The organism is Streptomyces racemochromogenes, assembly GCF_044129415.1.
GTDB lineage: Bacteria > Actinomycetota > Actinomycetes > Streptomycetales > Streptomycetaceae > Streptomyces > Streptomyces racemochromogenes_A.
In genome coordinates, this window is the sequence record NZ_JBBDHD010000019.1 from 1 (window position 1) to 16,121 (window position 16,121).

Consider the following 16,121-nt stretch of genomic DNA (forward strand, 5'->3'; position numbering starts at 1 on the left):
CGCGGGGGGGGGGGGGGGGGGCGGGGGGGGGGGCGCCCCCGCGGCGGGGGGGGGGGGGGCCGGGGGGGGGGCGTTGGGGGGCCCGGGCCCGGCCCGGGGGGGGGCCCGGGGGCCCGGGTGGGTCAGGGTTCGATGATGATCTTGCCTGCCGTGTGGCCCGCCTGGCTGAGGGTGAAGGCCTCCGCGAGGGCCGAGAGGGGGAAGGTCTCGGCGACGGTGACCGTCAGGCGGCCCTCGTCGGCGAGGCGGGCCAGGGCCGTGAGGTCCTCGCCGACGGGGCGGACCCACATCCACTGGCCGCCCGCCCCGAGGACCGTGTGGTCGGCGATGGAGGCGTGCCGGCCGCCCTCGGCGAGCACGGCCGTGGTGACGTCCAGGACCCCGCCGACGAAGTCCGCGACGACGCTCACACCGTCGGGGGCGAGCGCGCGCACCCGTTCGGTGAGCCCGTCCCCGTAGGCGACGGGCTCGCAGCCCAGCTCCCGCAGCCGGTCGTGGTTGCGGGGCGAGGCGGTGCCGATGACCCGGGCGCCGAGCGCGCGGGCGATCTGCACGCCGAGCGAGCCGACCCCGCCCGCCGCGCCGTGGACCAGGACGGTGTCGTCCCCGCCCGTGCCGAGGCGGGTCAGCAGCTGGTAGGCGGTGAGCCCGGCCAGCGGCAGGCCGGCCGCCTGCCGCCAGTCGAGCGAGGCGGGCTTGCGCGCGAGGGCCCGTACGGGGACGGAGACGAACTCGGCGAAGGTGCCGCCGTGCACGTAGTCCTTGCGGGCGTACGCCATCACCTCGTCGCCCTCGGCGAACTCGGGGACGTCGATGCCGACCCGCTCGACGGTGCCGGACACGTCCCAGCCCGGGACCACCGGGTACACGACGTCCATGAGGCCGTCGAGCCCGCCCGCCATGATCTTCCAGTCGACCGGGTTGACCGACGCGCACCGCACCCGGACGAGGACCTCGCCCGGAGCGACCTTGGGGACCGGGAGCCTGGTCTCGGCCAGCACCTCCGGTCCGCCGTACTTCTCGTACGCCATGGCCCGCATGGTGGGCCGGCCGTCCTGGGGGTCCTGTGACATGGGTGTGCCCTCTCGGTGAAGATGAACCGGCGCCGCTCCCCCCATCCCACCACGAACGGCCCGCCGCGCCCCGCCCGCAACGCGGGCGGCGGCGATGCGCGCGGCCGGCTCACTCGTACTCGGTGCCGCCCTTGCGGGTCAGGTAGGCCGGGCTGACCGCCTTCGCGATGGCCCGGCCGCCGACGACCGGGCTGTAGCGCTCCACGGCCGGGCGGATGACGACGCCCTCGCGCAGGTGCAGGCCCCGCCCGGAGACGGTCTCCCGTCCGCCGGCCAGCTCCAGCACGGCATCCAGGGCGTACGGGCCCTCGTAGAGCCGCGGCACCAGCGGGAGTTCGCCCTCCTCCAGCACCCGCGCCGGATCGAACCAGCGCACCCGGCCGTCGATCTCGGCGGACACGTCGAACACGGCGAACCCGGGCGGGGTGTCGGCGTCGCCGGCCCGGGCCCCGTAGGACAGGTCCTGTACGCCCGCCCCGTAGACCTCGCCGAAGACGCCGACCCGGGTGGCGCCGAGCCGCTCGGCCAGCCGGGCGGCGGCCCGCTCGACACCGTGGCCGCGGACGGCCCGCCAGTACACGTTGCGCCCGTCCTCCTTGAGCGCCAGGCCGCGCGCGCCGAAGCCCTTGGAGGAGACGAGGACGCGGTCCTCGCCGGCCAGGTAGGTCACCAGGCAGGCCGTGCCGTGGAGCTTCTCCGTGAGGACGACGGGCTCCCCCGGCTCGAAGACCCCCGGGTAGCGCTGGAGGTTCTCGATGTCCACCCACGGCAGGAGGTCGGGGGCCGCCTCGACGTCGCCGTCCATCGTCGTCGGGACCGGTGGCGACCATTTGACGATGCCCAGGGCCTCCGCGAAGTCGGTGCCCTCCTTGGCGGCGAGCTCCAGGTCGACGCCGTCGAGGGCGCGGGGCCGGCACACCAGGCCCTGCGACAGCTCCCCGCGCAGCCGGACGGCCTTGACCCGGTCGTGGGCGCTCCCGGCCAGCCGGCCGGTGAGCCCGAGCTCCTCGATCAGGGCTGCGGGCAGGACGGCCTGTTCGGGTATGTAGAGGGCGAACTCCCCCGTCCGGTACGCACCCTTGGCGACGACGGCCCGGTAGAGGCCCACCTGGGCCAGCTCCAGGGCGTCGGCGTTCGGATGGGCGTGGACGATCAGTTCCTCGACGGTGACGCGCAGCGTGGACATGGCGGCTCCTCGGTTCGGTTGTGGATGGCCGGACCACTGTCGGGCCCCCTATTTCCGCTGGTCCAGCGGAAATAGGGGTGTTAGCCTGCGCCCGCCCCGGCAACCGGCCGCGCGGCCGTCCGACTCGGAGGACCCCTATGGAGCAGCGCCCCGTCACCGTCGTCACCGGAGGGAGCAGGGGCATCGGCGCGGCCACCTGCGTCCGGCTCGCGGCGGAGGGCCACGACCTGGCGCTGGGCTACGCGCGCGAGGAAGCGGCCGCCGAGGCCGTGGCGGAGCGGGTGCGGGCGGCGGGCGCGCGGTGCGTGACGGTGCGGGGCGACACCTCGCGGGAGCATGACGTCGAGCGGCTCTTCGACGTGGCCGGGGCCGAACTGGGCCGGGTCACCGGGCTGGTCAACAACGCGGGGGTGACGGGCCCGCTGGGGCGTCTCGCCGATGCCCGGACAGAGGACCTGCGGCGGGTGGTGGAGGTGAACCTGCTCGGCTACCTGCTGTGCTGCCGCCGCGCCGCACGGGACATGGCGCGGGGGGACGGCGGGGCCATCGTGAACGTCTCCTCCGCGGCCGCCACCCTGGGCAGCCCCGGGGAGTACGTGCACTACGCGGCGGCCAAGGCGGGCGTCGACGCCCTCACCGTCGGGCTGTCCAAGGAGCTGGGGCCGGACGGCATCCGGGTCAACGCCGTGGCGCCCGGCATCATCGAGACGGACATGCACGCCGCGATGGGCGACGCGGACCGCCCCGCCCGTACGGCCGGCGCGACCCCGCTCGGGCGGCCCGGGCGGCCGGAGGAGATCGCGGGGGCCGTCGCGTGGCTGCTCTCGCCGGACGCCTCGTTCACCACGGGTGCGGTCCTGCGCGTCTCCGGCGGCCGCTGACCGCCCGCGTCAGCCGAAGGCGGCGCGCGTCGCCGGGCCGTAGACGCCGCTCGGGTCGCCCTTGATGTCGCGGTCCCGCTGGAGCTGGGCGACCCCGCGCTTGGTCTGACCGTCGTAGACCCCGGTCACCCGGACGTAGGTGAAACCCTGCGCGTAGAGCCGCTGCTGGAGGTCCGCGACCTCGGGCCCCTTGTCGCCCGAGCGCAGGGTTCCGGAGTTCTTGGGCGGTTGCTTCGCGGACGCCTCGGGGGTGCCCTGCGGACTCGTCGCGGGCTTCGCGGAGGAGGAGGGCGACGGGCCGCGCGTGAGCCCGGAGGACGACGGTTTCGCGGTGGCGGCCTGGCTGCGCACCTCGGGCTCCCCGGCGCCCGGGCTGCGGGCGGGCAGCACCGGCATCGCCAGGTCCGGGCGGGCGGTGGCCTCGGCGGTCTCCGGCTCGGACCCGCTCAGCAGGAACGCCAGCGTGCCCGCTCCGGCCGCCAGCACCACCAGCCCGAGGACCACCAGGGGCAGCCGGCTCCCCCGCGGCTCGGGCGCGTGGCGGGGCGCCGCGGCCACCGGGCCGGCCGGAGGTCCGGACGGCACCCGCGGCAGGGGTTCGGTCAGCGCCTCGGACGGTTCCGCGAGCGTCGGCCAGGCGGGGTAGGCCGCGTCGGACGGGCTCTCGGGGACGCCCACGTAGGGGCGGACGAACAGGCGGTCGTCGGGCTCGGGCCCGCTCTCATCGGGGTGTGGGGACACAGTTGTCTCCCGGCAGGGTCGGGGGGGGGGGGGGGGGGGGGGGGGGGGGCCCCCCCCCCCCCCGCCCCCCCCCCCCCCGCCCGCCGGCCGCGCCGCGGGCCCGCCCCCCCCCCGGCGGGGGGGGGGGGGGGGGGGGGGGGGGGGGGGGCCCCCCCCCCCCACCCGCCGGTCAGGCCCTGCGCCGCCGGGCGAACGGGGCCTGACCCGCTCCAGTGGCGGGCGGGGCGAGCGGGGCGCGGACGGGTATCGGCATCTGGGGCGTCTCCGGAGTGCGGCTCATACGGTCGTTCTTGAGCGGACTCTTTCCGTCCGGGGCGGTTCCGGTCAAGCCCGCTGTCCGATCCGCCCCATCCATCCGCTCTCCGTCCGCCGCACCGGGGCCCGGCTCCCCGCTCCGGGCCCGCCGGAGGTGCACGGCCAGCGTGAGGGCGGCGGCGCACATCAGGGCGGCGCCGGTCAGCGGGGCGGCCGGCACGCGGACGCGGTCCACGGCGAGCCCGCCGGCGAGCGCACCCGCGGCGATGGCGACGTTGAACATGGCCACCATCAGCGAGGAGGCGGCCTCGGCGTCCCGCGGCGCGGCCCTCAGCATCCATCTCTGGAGGCTGACGGACACCCCGCCGTAGAACAGGCCCCAGACCAGCAGCAGGCAGGTCCCGGCGACGGCGCCCGGCAGGACGGCCGTCAGGGCCAGCACCCCGGCGAGAGCGGTGCTGATGGTGAGCAGCGTACGGCGGGGGTCGCGCGGACCGGCCAGGAAGTTGCCGGCGACCCCGGCGAGGCCGTAGCCGAGGAGGAGGGTGCTGACGGACCCGGCGTCGACGCCGGAGACGTCCCGCAGGATCGGCCGGACGAAGGTGTAGGCGGCGAACTGGCCGGTGACCACCAGGAAGGTCACGGCCACCCCGGTGCGCACCCCCGCGTTGGCCCGCAGCAGGGACGGGAGTTCGGCGAAGGTGACGGGCGCGGCCGGCGGCAGTGCGGGCAGCAGCAGGAGCAGCGCGGCCAGGGCGAGCGCGCCGAGGGCGCCCACGGCGGCGAAGGCCGCCCGCCAGCCGCCGAGTTCGCCGAGGAGGGTGCCTGCGGGGACACCGAGCACGGAGGCGGTCGGGACGCCGCCGAATATCAGGGCCGTGGCCCGGCCGACGCGGTGCGCGGGGACCAGCCGGACGGCGAGGCCTCCCGCGATGGCCCAGAACCCGCCGACGCTGATGCCGACGAGCAGCCGGGCGGCCAGGACGACGGTGAAACCGGGGGCGAGGGCGGCGGCGAGGTTGGCGGCGGCCATCAGGCCGATCAGCGCGCACAGCACGCGCCGCCGGTCGATGCGGGCGGCTCCGACGGTGACGAGGGGCGCGCAGAGGCCGGCGACGATTCCGGGGACGGTCACCATCAGGCCGGCGGTGCCGTCGGAGACGTGGAGGTCGGCACCGACGGGGGTGAGCAGTCCGATGGGCAGGAGTTCGGAGGTGATCAGGCAGAAGATCCCGAGGGAGACGGCGGCGACGGCCGCCCATCCCCTCAGGGGACGGTCGCCGGTTCGGGGAACGCTGGACGCGGCGGGTTCGGTCATGCTCGGCACTCCGTACGGGGTGAAGGCGGACGGGCGGTGAACGGGGCCCGGCGGCACCGGGCGCCGGGGGTCGCGCCTCCCCCGCCGCCCGCACTGCCGTGCCGCGCCGATCGCGTTCGTGCCCATTCTGCGGCCGTCCGGGCCCTTCTCGGCCGACCCTGTGGAGAATCGGTTCACCACGGTGGCGGGTGGTTCCCCCGTCCCGGCCGCGTCACCCGGAAGCGTGAGCGGGGCGGCCGGGCCGACCCGGACTGCGGCATGGTGGTCGGGTGCTGTTGCGCCGGGCCGCCCTGCCCCTCTCCCTCCTGGCCCTCCTGGCGAGCGCCGGCTGTGTCTCCGTCGCCCCGGCGCACCACGGCCCGGGCCCCGCCCAGGGGTCCGCGCCGCCCGCCGGCGCCCTGGACGCCGACCGCCCCGATCCCACCCCGCCGCCGCCCCCGCCCCTCCCACTGGGCGAGGTCCCGGACGCGACGCCGGACCCCGCTCCGGCCCCCTCCGTCCGGACGGCGCGCCCGCCGGCCGAACGCCCGCCGAAGCCGGCCCCGCCGCGCCGCTCCCGGCCCCTCAAGCCCGCGCCGGCGCGCCGCCCCGCACCGCCCCCGGCGCGCGGGGAGGAGCTGTGCCAGGCCGCGGAGGGAGTGGTCCCGCCCTCGATCGTCGACCTCTGCGTCCGCCAGTACGCGCACTGACCGGTACGCACGGGGCCACGGGTCACCGGGCTCCCGGATCCGCCGTTCCCCTGAGCGCCCCGCACCGGCCGCGGACCGTCCGACGGGCCGCCCGCAGCCGGCGCACCGCGCTGTGGCCGCGCCGGCTCCACTCGGCGCGCGGCAGTCCGGCGCGCTGGCCGCCACCGGTGATCAGGGCGTTGACCGGGGCGTGCGGGTCGGCGGCCATCCCCTTGGCGACCAGGACGCCCACCACGAGCGGGACGAGGGCCACGGCGAGGGCGGAGCCGGCGCAGGTCACCCGGTGCAGGCGCGGGCGGGGGGATTCCGAGGTCATGGCGCCATTCCAGCAGCGGTGCCGGGGCGGGGAATCGGTGCGGGTACTCAGGCCGTTGGACCGGGGTACTCAGACGGCGGAGGGCGGGCGTGGTGGCGGATCCCCAGGGGCAGGGCTTCGAACCGGCGACGGGTGACGGCCCGCCCCCCTCGGGTCCGGCGCGGGCGGGCGAGCTGGCCACCGCGTACGAGGGGCTGGTGCAGATCCGCCGCCTGCTGACCGGGGGCGTCGGCGTGCCCGCCCCCTGGGAGCTGCGGATGATGCCGCGCGCGGTGGCCCTCGTCCTGGAGGCGGCGGGGTTCCCGCCCTCCGCGGTGGACGCCGACGGCCGGCGCAGCCGTACCGGCTACCGGGTGGCGGCCGGGGCGGAGGGGCTGGTGGAGGTCACCTGGGCCGGCCCGCCCGGGAGCGGGGCCGCCGGTGAGGAGCGGGAACGCCTGTCGGCCTGCGCGGCGGAACTGGAGCGCCACGGCTGGGACTGCCTGCTGTACCGGGGCCCGCGCGGGCGCCGGTTCCTGGAGGTGGGCGCGCCCCACCCGGCAGGGTGAGGCGCGCCCCTCAGGCCGGTGACCCCTCAGGCCGGTGACCCCTCAAGCCGGTGACCGCTCAGGCCGGGTCCCGGCGGTGCGGGAGGCGCAGGGCGCGGCGACCGCCCCGGGGGCGGGGGCCCGGTCACGGCGCCCCGAAGGTGAGGGCCAGGCGCGGGGTGGCCTCCGCGGCCGCCGCCTCCGAGGACCACAGCCACAGGGCGTCGGTCCCGGCGCTGGTCAGGGCCAGGCTGTAGGAGCCGCCCAGCGCGGCGGCCACGGCGGCCGTGTTCAGCCCGGCGGTGTGCACCGCCGAGCCGTCCGGCACCCCCGGGAACGCGCCGAGCGCCGGAGCGCCCGTGCCCGGGCGGTTGTTGTACGTGGTGCCGGCCTCCGACCAGGCGCCGCTGACGGGGACCACCGAGACGGTGTCCGTGGTGCCGGCGCCCGCCATGGTGCTGGTCTTCACGCTGAGCGCCGCCGACTTGAGCACCTTGCCCGCCGGGGCGGCCGGCAGGTCGAAGCGAAGGTAGCTCGTGTACAGCGACGTCCCGCGGACGGCCAGGGAGCCCGAGGTGCCGTAGTTGGCGTCCGGGGCGCCCGCGTTGGCGTACGTGTCCTCGGCCGCGGTGACCTGGACGGTGGAGTCCGCCGGGGCGGAGGCGAGGGCGAAGTGGTTCTGCACCTGCGCCGCGCTCAGGACCGTCGGGTAGACGGCCGTCTCGTCCAGCAGGCCCGCCCAGTGCTCGCTCGTCGGGCGGTCCGGCCAGCCGCCGAGTCCGTCGAAGCCGGCGCGCCAGTAGCCCGTGTAGTCCTCGTGGGTGGTGACGTTCAGGGTGCCCCGCTGGACTCCGTCCACGTAGAGGGCCATCCCGCCGGGGCCCTGGGTGGCGACGACGTGGTGCCACTTGTCGTCGTTGAACGCGGCGGCGGTGGTGATGGTGCGGGTGGCGCCGGTGTAGACCCCGTAGACCAGCCGGCCGTCGTCGGTCATGTAGACGTGCTTGTCGTAGTGGCCGCTGCCGTTGGTCTGCTGGCTGCCGAAGCCGACGAGCTTGCCGCCGCGGGTGGTGTTCGTCCTGAACCAGGTCTCGATGCTGTACGTGGCGCCCACCGTCTGGCGGCGGTCGCCGTACACGTGCGCGTCCGTGCCGTTGAAGCCGATCGCGGTGCTCGCACCGGCCACCGCCCCCGGGCTCTGGCGCAGGGCCGGGCCGTAGTGGTGCACGCCGGCCTGGTTGCCGTCCGAGGAGTCGGCGACGTACGGCAGCACCGTGTCGTCGTAGCGCCAGTACAGCTGGGCGCCGTCCGCCCGGACCTGGTTCGCGTACGCCTCCGGCGAGGTCGGGACGGTCACGCTCGCCGGCGCGGACGGGGCGCTGGTGTTGCCCGCCGCGTCGGTGGCCGTCACCCGGTAGGTGTACGACTGCCCGGGCTGGGCGGTGGTGTCCGTCCAGGAGGCCTGCGGGCGCTTGAAGAACAGCGAGTCCGCGGTGACCGTGCCGATCGGCGTGGCCGCTCCGTTGCGGTAGACGCGGTAGGTGAGCGCGCTGTCGTCCAGGTCGAGGCTGGTGCGCCAGCGCACCTGGACCTCGCCGGGCTTGACGCTCGCCGCGCTGGCGAGGGGAACCGTCGGCGCGCCCGTGTCGCCCGTGGAGGAGAAGCGCGTCAGGCTCTGCTGCGCCGTCCCGTTGACGGTGGTGAACTCACCGCCGACCCACAGGTACGGGATCCCGCCCTTGGAGCCGACGGTCATCACGCGCGGGCCGATGCCCTCGCCGACGCCGTCGTTGGTGTCGGGCGCCCAGCCCAGCTTGCCGACGCTCGTGGTGGGCTGCGCCAGCAGGTGGTGGCGCTGCCCGTCGGGGTACTCGCCGACGCTGGAGCAGTCGTGCGCGTGCGAGGCGCTGTAGAGCACGTTCTGGTACGGCAGGACCGCCTGGGTGGCGCCCAGGCAGGTGTCGCGCCAGCGCTGGCCGAAGCCGGAGAGGTCGAGGGCGATACGGCCGTCGAAGACCCCGCCTCCGGTGCCCTCGTTGGCGGTGTAGAAGCCCGTGGCGTCTGTCGCGATGTCCTTGACCACGGAGTTGGTCTCGATGAAGCCCGGGTAGCCCTTGGTGAGGGCGCCGGTGGCGGAGTCGACGACGGCCAGGGCGTGCGTGTTCGTCCCGTTGACGGTGAAGAAGTCGCCGCCGAGCAGCACGTTCTTCCCGTCCGGGGTGACCTCGACGGCGCGGCCCGGCTCGTCGGCGTCGGCCCGGAAGGGGCGCAGCGCGCCGTCCGCCGCGGCGACGGCGGCGAAGCGCTGCCGGGGCTGGCCGCTGACGGTCAGGAAGTCGCCGCCGGCGTAGACGGTGTCGCCGGCGACGGCGATGGCCCGTACCGTGGCGGCGAAGGCGGGGCGGAAGGACGGCTTCACGGTGCAGGTGGCCACGTCGACGGCGGCCATGCTGGAGACGGGGGTGCCGTTGACGGCGCCGAAGTAGCCGCCCGCGTAGAGCGTCTTCTTGTCCGGGGAGAGGGTGAGCGCGCGGACCGTGGCGGTGCCGGCGGCGACGGTGAAGGACAGGGTGCAGGAGGTCGGGGCGCCGGTCGCCGCGTCGAGGGCGGCGAAGTTCACGGCCGGCTGCTCGCCGCCCGCGCCGCCCGCGGGCGGGCGGACGGTGGAGAAGGTGCCGCCGACGAAGACGGTGCCCCCGGCCTCGGCGAGGGCCCAGACGATGCCGTTGGGCTGCCAGGTGGGCAGCGCGTCGGCGGTGAAGGCCACGGGCGGGGTGACGGCCGCGGCCTGCGGGACGAGCCCGAGTCCCACGACCGCGCCGGTGCCGGCCAGGGACAGGGCGAGAGCGGCTGCCAGACCTCTGGATCTACGCATGAACCCCCCAGTTCGGTATCCGTTGTCCGTACGGGCGCACCCTAGGGCGGATTGCCCCGGCGGTCAGCACACTTGACGTACCGCATGCCGAACGGCCGCCGCGCCGGGAGGGCCGGCGGCCGCGGGCCCGGGGGCCTCAGCCCGTCGGCAGCGCCCGGCACAGCAGGGACGCCGGGGAGGGGCGGAAGCCGGCGCGGGCGGTGAAGGCGATGCCCGCCGCGTACTCGGTGGGCAGGCACTGGCCCTTGTAGTGGCCCCAGGCGTAGTCCCCGCCCGGGGTCCCGGCCGGGCGGTCGTCGCCGCGGTCGAACCAGACCGTACGGCCGGAGCCCGCGAGGGGGACGCGGGCCGGGGCGCACAGGGCCGCCGACACCCGGTCACCGCGCAGGCTGTACCCGATGAGGAACCTGCCGGCCGGGCACTGGAGCTTGGTGTAGCCGGTGGCCCAGTCGCCGCCCGCCGGGACGTACGACTCGTCACGGACCACCGTCTGGCCGCCGCCGGGGGCCCGCAGGTCCGAGGTGGAGCACAGCCCGCGCCCTCCGGTGTGGCTCAGGCCCGCCAGGCGGGCGCCGTCGGGGCAGACGGCCTTGCGGGCGCCCGCGTCCCAGTCTCCGGCGGCCCGGGAGAGCAGCGAGGCGATGTGGTCCCGGTGGTCGGTGCTGAGCTGGTACCAGGCGGGGGTGGCCGGGACCGGCCCGGTGCGGCCCGCGGCCGAGGTGAGGGCGGTCCAGGGGGCGGTGCGCCAGTCGGCGGGGTCGAGGACGCCCGTCCGCTGCCCGGTGTGGCCGTAGCGGAGCAGCGCCCAGCTGTCGCCGCCGGGGGTGCCCTGTGCGGTGGTGCTCCAGCCGACGAGCGGCCAGTAGGCGAAGTCGGCGTCGGCGGCGGCCAGGTAGGCGGTCGTGTTCTGGAACCAGGCGCGCGGGGCGGCGCCGGTCTCGTCGGCGCCGGTGCCGAACTCGCTGATCCACACCGGGGCGGTGAAGTGCTTGCCCGTCTCGGCGGAGACGAAGAACGCCTGGTCGTAGAGGGCCTGTTCGAGTTCGGCCCGGCTCAGGTCCTGGTAGCGCGGGTCATGGGTCTCGCCGAGGCCGGTCGCGCCGCTGTGGTGGGGTCCGGTGTAGCCGTAGAAGTGTGCCGAGTAGACCAGTTTGTCCGAGACGACCAGGGTGTGGGAGAGGGTACGGGCGGGGGTGAGGACGGGGCGGCCGTGCGGGAGGCCGTCGGCGGGGATGCCCGTCCAGTTGATGCCCTCGATGACGATGAGCAGGTTCGGGTTGGCCTCGGTCAGGATCCGGTCCGCGGCTTCCTCGGAGGCGGCCTGCCAGTCGTGGCTGTCGCCGAGGCCCCAGTTGGGGTCGTCCCAGGTGTCGCGTCGGACCTCGTTGTAGAGGTCGGCGCCGACCACACGGGGGTTGTCGCGGTAGCGGCGGGCCAGGAAGACCCAGTCGTCGGCCCACTGGGCGGTGGAACGGGTGCTGTTCCAGCGCTCGTTGCCGTCGAGGCCGCAGCACCAGCGGGTGGTCCCGGTGTGGTTGTTGAGGATGACGGCGAAGCCCGCGTCCGTGAGGGCGGCCACGACGGCGTCGTAGACCTGGAGCGGGGTGCGGCCGCGCAGCGCCGGGTTGGCGGCGACGGCCGCGTCCGGGACGGGGGCGGTGGTGTGCAGCATCTCGTTGGAGAAGGGGAGCCGGACGCTGTTCAGCCCGAGCGCGCGGAAGTCGGCGAGCAGGGACGCCAGCGGCACCCGGTCCAGGCCGAGGGGGATGCCGTGGGAGTCCTGGCCCGCGTGGTGGGTGGCGGGGTCGGCGATGTCCCCTGAGCCGTTCCAGGAGCCCTGGGCGCCGTCCCAGTTTCCGGAGCGCAGCCGGAAGCGGTTGCCCTGGGCGTCGACGATGTAGCGGCCCCGGGTGGAGAGCGGGGGCGCCCACGGCGCGGGGTCGGCGGCCGCCCGGGCGGGGGCCGGTGCGGGCGCCGCGGCGGCGGGAGCGGGGGCGGCGGCCGGCAGGAGGCCGCCCGCGAGGAGCAGCACGCCCGCCAGCACCCGTACGAGGCTCTTCATCTGGCTCCCACCCGGTTCGGCCGCCCCGGCCGGGCGGCTGCGGCGGACAAGTTACCGGCCGGTCGCACGGGAGGGAAGGCGCCTGCGCGACCCCGTTCCCGGCGCGTCAACCCGCGGGCACGCGCCGCCCCTCCCCGCGGGCGAGCCGGGGGAAAACCGCCCCGTGCGGGGCGGGGCGGCTCTACCGTGCCCTGAGGGGTCGGGCGACGGTACCGGAGGGCGGGGCTGATGGACGAGGAAGAGGACATGCGGCTGGCGGAGATCACCCCGGAGATCTCCCGCCGCACCCTGGCGATGCTGCGCGGGCTGGCGGGGCTGGAGCCGCCCGAGCGGGTGCCCGAGGACGCGATGGCCGTCGCCGACGCGATCCTGGCCGAGCACGGGACGGACGGGCTGCGCGTGCTGGTGATGACCCTGGCCGCCTGGGCGACGGCCCAGATCGAGAACGTCGCCGAGCTCAGCGGACGCAGCCACGAGGCCGTGCTCGACGCGATGGAGCTGGCCTGTCTGGAGGCCGGCGCCGAGGAGTAGCCGCCGGGCGGGGGGCGCCCGCCGCCCGGGCGGGCAGCGGGCGGCTGGCGGGCGGTTCGAGGTGCCCGGTCCGCGCCGTGCCGCGTTCCGGCCCGGGTCGGCGACACTGGGGGGACCAGAAGGTTGCGGGGGGTCCTGAACGGAGGCCGTCGTGAGCACACCTTCCCCCATCCGGATCGCCGCCGTGCTGTCCGCCGAGCACCGCGGCCGGCTGATGTCCCACGCCCATGAGGTCAATTTCCCCGAGGGCGCCCGGATCTTCGAAGAGGGCGGCCGGGCGGAGGCCTTCTGGATCGTGCGCTCCGGCACGGTGACCCTGGAGGTCCCGCTGCCCTCCGGCGGCCACCGGGGCGCCGTGGCCGTCGAGAGCCTCGGGCCCGGGGAGCTCGTCGGCTGGTCCTGGCTCTTCCCGCCGTACACCTGGCAGCTGAGCGCCGAGGCGATGACCCCGGTGCGGGCCTACGAGTTCGACGGGCAGGCCGTGCGGCTGCTCATGGACGCCGACCCCGCCTTCGGCTCCGCCATCGGGCACTGGGTCGGCCGGATCCTCGCGGTACGCCTCCAGCAGACCCGCACCCGGCTCCTGGACCTCTACGCTCCCCGGCCGACGCCCACCCGCTGACCGCCCCGGCTCCGCCTCCCACACGCCCCACCGGCCCCAGGCCGGTCGCGTGCGGGGGGCGTGTTCGGCCGATTCCCGGAACCCCTCCTTCACAGGTCACGACGGCCCCGCCCACTGCGGACTGCACTCATGCGCTCACGATCAGTGACGAGAAATCGAGGTGTGAACGAGCGTTCCCGCCCCGGATCGGCAAGACTCCCGTCCGCTATCCGAAACACCGACCCCGAGGAGTGTTCGAAATGCGGTCCATCACCAGGAGTCTGGGACTGGCTTCCGGAGCAATGGCGCTCACCGCCTTCACCGCCCTGGCCGGGACCGGAGCCGCCGACGCGGCGCCGACCGGAGCGCAGAGCCTGTACGCGCCGTCCGCGCTCGTGGTCAGCGTGACGGCCGGTCAGAACGCCGCCACCGGAACCGTGCTGCGCGCGGCGACCCTCGTGTGCGCACCGCGCCCGGGCGGCACCCATCCGTCACCGGCCGCCGCCTGCGCCGAGCTGAAGGCGCACGGGGCTTCGCTGGACGTGCTGGCCGCCCCCCGCCCCGACACCGCGTGCACCCGGGAGTGGAACCCGGTGACGGTCACCGCCGAGGGCGTCTGGCAGGGCCGGCGGATGAGCTACACCTACACCTTCGGCAACCCCTGCGGCCTGCGCAGCAGCACCGGCACGCTCTTCGGCGTCTGAGCGCGCCGGCGGGCCCGACCCGCGGACCGGCCGGGCGGCGCCGCCGACCGCCGCCCGGCCCCACGGCCCCGGCCGTCAGCCCAGTTCGAGGCTCGTGACCCCGTACAGCCCGCCCCACTCCAGCTCCGGGGCCGGACCCGTGTACATGCGGGCGGTCTCGAAGGACGGGGCCAGCCCCAGACCGGCCGCCACGGCGGCCGCGGCCGGGTTCACGTCGGGCACGTCCACCGACACCTCCCCGTCGGGGGCGTGCCCGGCGAGCCGCCGCACCAGGGCCGAGGCCACCTCCGGCCTGGCCGCGTACAGGGGGCCGATCCGGGAGGCGGAGCTGCAGGGGCGGATCACGCCGAAGCCCTCGATCCGGCCGTCGCGGACCGCGGCGAGGGCGGTCCGGCCCGGCAGGGCGGTCCAGGCGGAGAGGAAGGCGTCGCGCGCCTCGGGGAAGAACCTGCGGTCGTAGGCGGCGAGCCGGGCGAAGGGCAGCGAGGCCGCGTCGACGATCTCCACCCCCGCGTCGTCACCCGGCTGCGGGACCCCCTCGTAGCGCATGTTCGTCCAGGCGGAGCGGAAGCCGGACTTGCGGTAGTTGTCCTGCTGCTCGACCACCCCGTCCAGTCCGACGAGCCTCCCGTCGAGCCGCTCCGTCCCGGCCCGCCACAGCCGGATCCCGTAGCCGTGGCCGCGGACCTCGGGGCGGGCGATGTAGAAGCCGATGAACCCGAAGCCGCTGCCGTAGCGCACGGCGGAGATGCAGGCGACGGGCTTCCCGTCGAGCCGGCCGACGAGGAAGCCGTCCGGGTCGGCGACCGCGAAGGCGAAGCGGTCGCTGTCCCCCGGGTTCCAGCCCTCCTCGTCGGCCCAGGTGCGCAGCATCTCCATGTCGGCGGCGCTCGCGCCGGTGATTTCGAAACGTGTCATGCGGGCTGTTCTACCCCGGAAATCACCCCGCGCAGATCACGTCGTCGAGGACGATCGGACGGGAGTCGGTGCGGACGTACGCGGTGAAGGTGTCCGTGACCCCGGAGGGCCAGGTGGTGGTGACGGTGGCCCAGCCGACGAACGCGGACGGCATGGCGGTGGCCTGGCCGACGGTGACGGACCGCGGCGTGCCGGGTCGGCACAGCAGGACGTCGGTCTCCGGGGCGTGCGCCTGTTTGTCCTTGAGCAGCTGCGAGACGCGGTACTCCCGGTCCTGCGCGGAGGGGCCGTGGCTGCCGTAGAAGGTCCGCAGGAAGCGGGTGATCTCCTCCGTGGTGTGCCGCTGGTACCAGCGGGGCAGGGGGTCGCTCAGGGTGCGGGCCGCGGAACGGCGGGGCTGTGGATCGGCGTGGGCGGCCGCCGGTGCCGACGACGCGACCAGGGGGAGCAGCAGGGACACGGCGGCGGCCAGCAGCAGGGCGCCGGAGCGGGGCGGGGTGAGCGTCATGTCCGGTATGTAACCGACGGCCCGCGGGGTCAGCCGGGGGCGCGGCGCGTTCTCACTCCGGTGGAGGGGGAGATTCACCGCAGAAACGCCCCTCCGCTTGCGCCGGCCGGCCCCGGGTGCTGTGCCGGAGCCGCCCCGGCGGGGCGGAAATCGTTCGCGGGCCGGGACGCCCGCCGCCTAGGGTCGGCGCATGGGAAAGCAGCTTGTCGCAGTGTTCAGCGGGGCCGGTATGTCCACCGATTCCGGGATCCCGGACTACCGGGGGCCGCAGGGGCTGTGGCGCCGTGATCCGGAGGCCGAGAAGCTCGTGACGTACGAGCACTACATGGCCGATCCCGGGATCCGCCGGCGCTCCTGGCTGATGCGCGCCGAGATCGCCGCTCTCGGGGCCCGCCCCAACGCGGCCCACGCGGCCGTGGCGGAACTGGAGCGCGCCGGCACCCCGGTGCGGGTCATCACGCAGAACGTCGACGGGCTGCACCAGCTCGCCGGAATGCCCGCGCGGAAGGTATTCGAGCTGCACGGGACGGCCAGGTCGGTGGTGTGCACCCGCTGCCACGCCCGCTCGGGGATGGACGAGGCGCTGGCCCGGGTCGCCGCCGGGGAGCCCGACCCGGACTGTGCGTCCTGCGGCGGGATCCTCAAGGCGGCGACCGTGATGTTCGGCGAGCGGCTGGACCCGGAGGTGCTCGCCCAGGCCGTGGCCGTGGCCAAGGGATGCCAGGTGTTCATCGCCGTCGGCACGACGCTCCAGGTACAGCCCGCGGCCTCGCTCGCCGGGATGGCGGCCGAGGCCGGGGCGCGGCTGATCATCGTCAACGCGGAGGAGACCCCGTACGACTCCCTGGCCGCCGAGGTGATCCGCGAACCGATCGGCACCGCCCTCCCGGCCCTCCTGGCCCGCTTCGCCTAGGGCCTGTCGTCACACTCCCGTCG

General features: G+C 76.0%; 16 protein-coding genes. 7 read left to right on the forward strand and 9 right to left on the reverse strand.

Annotated elements, in window-relative coordinates:
• Nucleotides 1-122: 122 nt before the first annotated feature.
• Both WDV06_RS10175 and WDV06_RS10180 read right to left on the reverse strand, forming a co-directional pair.
• Nucleotides 123-1,040, reverse strand: coding sequence for an NADP-dependent oxidoreductase (locus tag WDV06_RS10175; RefSeq protein ID WP_395509385.1), 918 nt, complete (start codon nt 1,038-1,040; stop codon nt 123-125).
• A gap of 142 nt (nt 1,041-1,182) precedes the next feature.
• Complete coding sequence (locus WDV06_RS10180; protein ID WP_395509315.1) at nt 1,183-2,259, reverse strand: RNA ligase (ATP); 1,077 nt, start codon at nt 2,257-2,259, stop codon at nt 1,183-1,185.
• 137 nt (nt 2,260-2,396) lie between these two features.
• Here WDV06_RS10180 and WDV06_RS10185 point away from each other — a divergent pair, with 137 nt between their 5' ends.
• Nucleotides 2,397-3,140: an SDR family oxidoreductase gene (locus tag WDV06_RS10185; RefSeq protein WP_395509316.1), complete on the forward strand. Its 744-nt coding sequence runs from the start codon at nt 2,397-2,399 to the stop codon at nt 3,138-3,140.
• A 9-nt stretch (nt 3,141-3,149) separates the two neighbouring features.
• Here the strand turns inward: WDV06_RS10185 and WDV06_RS10190 are convergent, their stop codons facing one another.
• Together WDV06_RS10190 and WDV06_RS10195 are read right to left on the reverse strand one after the other, a co-directional pair.
• Nucleotides 3,150-3,881, reverse strand: coding sequence for a peptidoglycan-binding protein (locus WDV06_RS10190; protein ID WP_395509317.1), 732 nt, complete (start codon nt 3,879-3,881; stop codon nt 3,150-3,152).
• A gap of 169 nt (nt 3,882-4,050) precedes the next feature.
• Nucleotides 4,051-5,454, reverse strand: a complete 1,404-nt coding sequence (locus tag WDV06_RS10195; protein ID WP_395509318.1) for an MFS transporter — start codon at nt 5,452-5,454, stop codon at nt 4,051-4,053.
• Nucleotides 5,455-5,723: 269 nt separating this feature from the next.
• Between WDV06_RS10195 and WDV06_RS10200 the strand changes: the two genes are divergently transcribed.
• Nucleotides 5,724-6,143: a hypothetical protein gene (locus tag WDV06_RS10200; protein WP_395509319.1), complete on the forward strand. Its 420-nt coding sequence runs from the start codon at nt 5,724-5,726 to the stop codon at nt 6,141-6,143.
• A gap of 22 nt (nt 6,144-6,165) precedes the next feature.
• Here the strand turns inward: WDV06_RS10200 and WDV06_RS10205 are convergent, their stop codons facing one another.
• Nucleotides 6,166-6,459 (reverse strand): hypothetical protein, encoded by a 294-nt coding sequence (locus tag WDV06_RS10205; protein WP_395509320.1) that lies wholly within the window; start codon nt 6,457-6,459, stop codon nt 6,166-6,168.
• 92 nt (nt 6,460-6,551) lie between these two features.
• On the opposite strand from WDV06_RS10205, the gene WDV06_RS10210 reads away from it, so the two are divergent.
• Complete coding sequence (locus tag WDV06_RS10210) at nt 6,552-7,007, forward strand: hypothetical protein (RefSeq protein ID WP_395509386.1); 456 nt, start codon at nt 6,552-6,554, stop codon at nt 7,005-7,007.
• 124 nt (nt 7,008-7,131) lie between these two features.
• On the opposite strand, the gene WDV06_RS10215 is transcribed toward WDV06_RS10210, so the two are convergent.
• Both WDV06_RS10215 and WDV06_RS10220 read right to left on the reverse strand, forming a co-directional pair.
• The gene (locus tag WDV06_RS10215; protein ID WP_395509321.1) at nt 7,132-9,861 is read right to left on the reverse strand and encodes a DNRLRE domain-containing protein; all 2,730 of its coding nucleotides are present in this window, start codon (nt 9,859-9,861) and stop codon (nt 7,132-7,134) included.
• 136 nt (nt 9,862-9,997) lie between these two features.
• Entirely contained in the window at nt 9,998-11,923 is a 1,926-nt protein-coding gene (locus WDV06_RS10220) for a glycoside hydrolase family 5 protein (protein WP_395509322.1), read from the reverse strand.
• 228 nt (nt 11,924-12,151) lie between these two features.
• Between WDV06_RS10220 and WDV06_RS10225 the strand changes: the two genes are divergently transcribed.
• The 3 genes from WDV06_RS10225 to WDV06_RS10235 all read left to right on the forward strand — a co-directional run bounded on the left by WDV06_RS10225 (nt 12,152) and on the right by WDV06_RS10235 (nt 13,759).
• Nucleotides 12,152-12,454, forward strand: coding sequence for a hypothetical protein (locus WDV06_RS10225; protein WP_395509323.1), 303 nt, complete (start codon nt 12,152-12,154; stop codon nt 12,452-12,454).
• 151 nt (nt 12,455-12,605) lie between these two features.
• Complete coding sequence (locus WDV06_RS10230) at nt 12,606-13,076, forward strand: Crp/Fnr family transcriptional regulator (protein WP_395509324.1); 471 nt, start codon at nt 12,606-12,608, stop codon at nt 13,074-13,076.
• Nucleotides 13,077-13,315: 239 nt separating this feature from the next.
• A complete protein-coding gene (locus tag WDV06_RS10235) occupies nt 13,316-13,759 on the forward strand; it encodes a subtilase-type protease inhibitor (protein ID WP_395509325.1) in 444 nt (147 codons plus the stop codon).
• 75 nt (nt 13,760-13,834) lie between these two features.
• Here WDV06_RS10235 and WDV06_RS10240 read toward each other — a convergent pair whose 3' ends face one another.
• Both WDV06_RS10240 and WDV06_RS10245 read right to left on the reverse strand, forming a co-directional pair.
• Nucleotides 13,835-14,677 carry a GNAT family N-acetyltransferase gene (locus WDV06_RS10240; protein ID WP_395509326.1) on the reverse strand — a complete coding sequence of 281 codons (843 nt, stop codon included), beginning with the start codon at nt 14,675-14,677 and terminating at the stop codon, nt 13,835-13,837.
• Nucleotides 14,678-14,699: 22 nt separating this feature from the next.
• Nucleotides 14,700-15,185, reverse strand: a complete 486-nt coding sequence (locus WDV06_RS10245) for a hypothetical protein (RefSeq protein WP_395509327.1) — start codon at nt 15,183-15,185, stop codon at nt 14,700-14,702.
• Between the two features lie 190 nt (nt 15,186-15,375).
• Here WDV06_RS10245 and WDV06_RS10250 point away from each other — a divergent pair, with 190 nt between their 5' ends.
• Complete coding sequence (locus tag WDV06_RS10250; RefSeq protein WP_395509328.1) at nt 15,376-16,098, forward strand: SIR2 family NAD-dependent protein deacylase; 723 nt, start codon at nt 15,376-15,378, stop codon at nt 16,096-16,098.
• Nucleotides 16,099-16,121 lie beyond the last annotated feature (23 nt).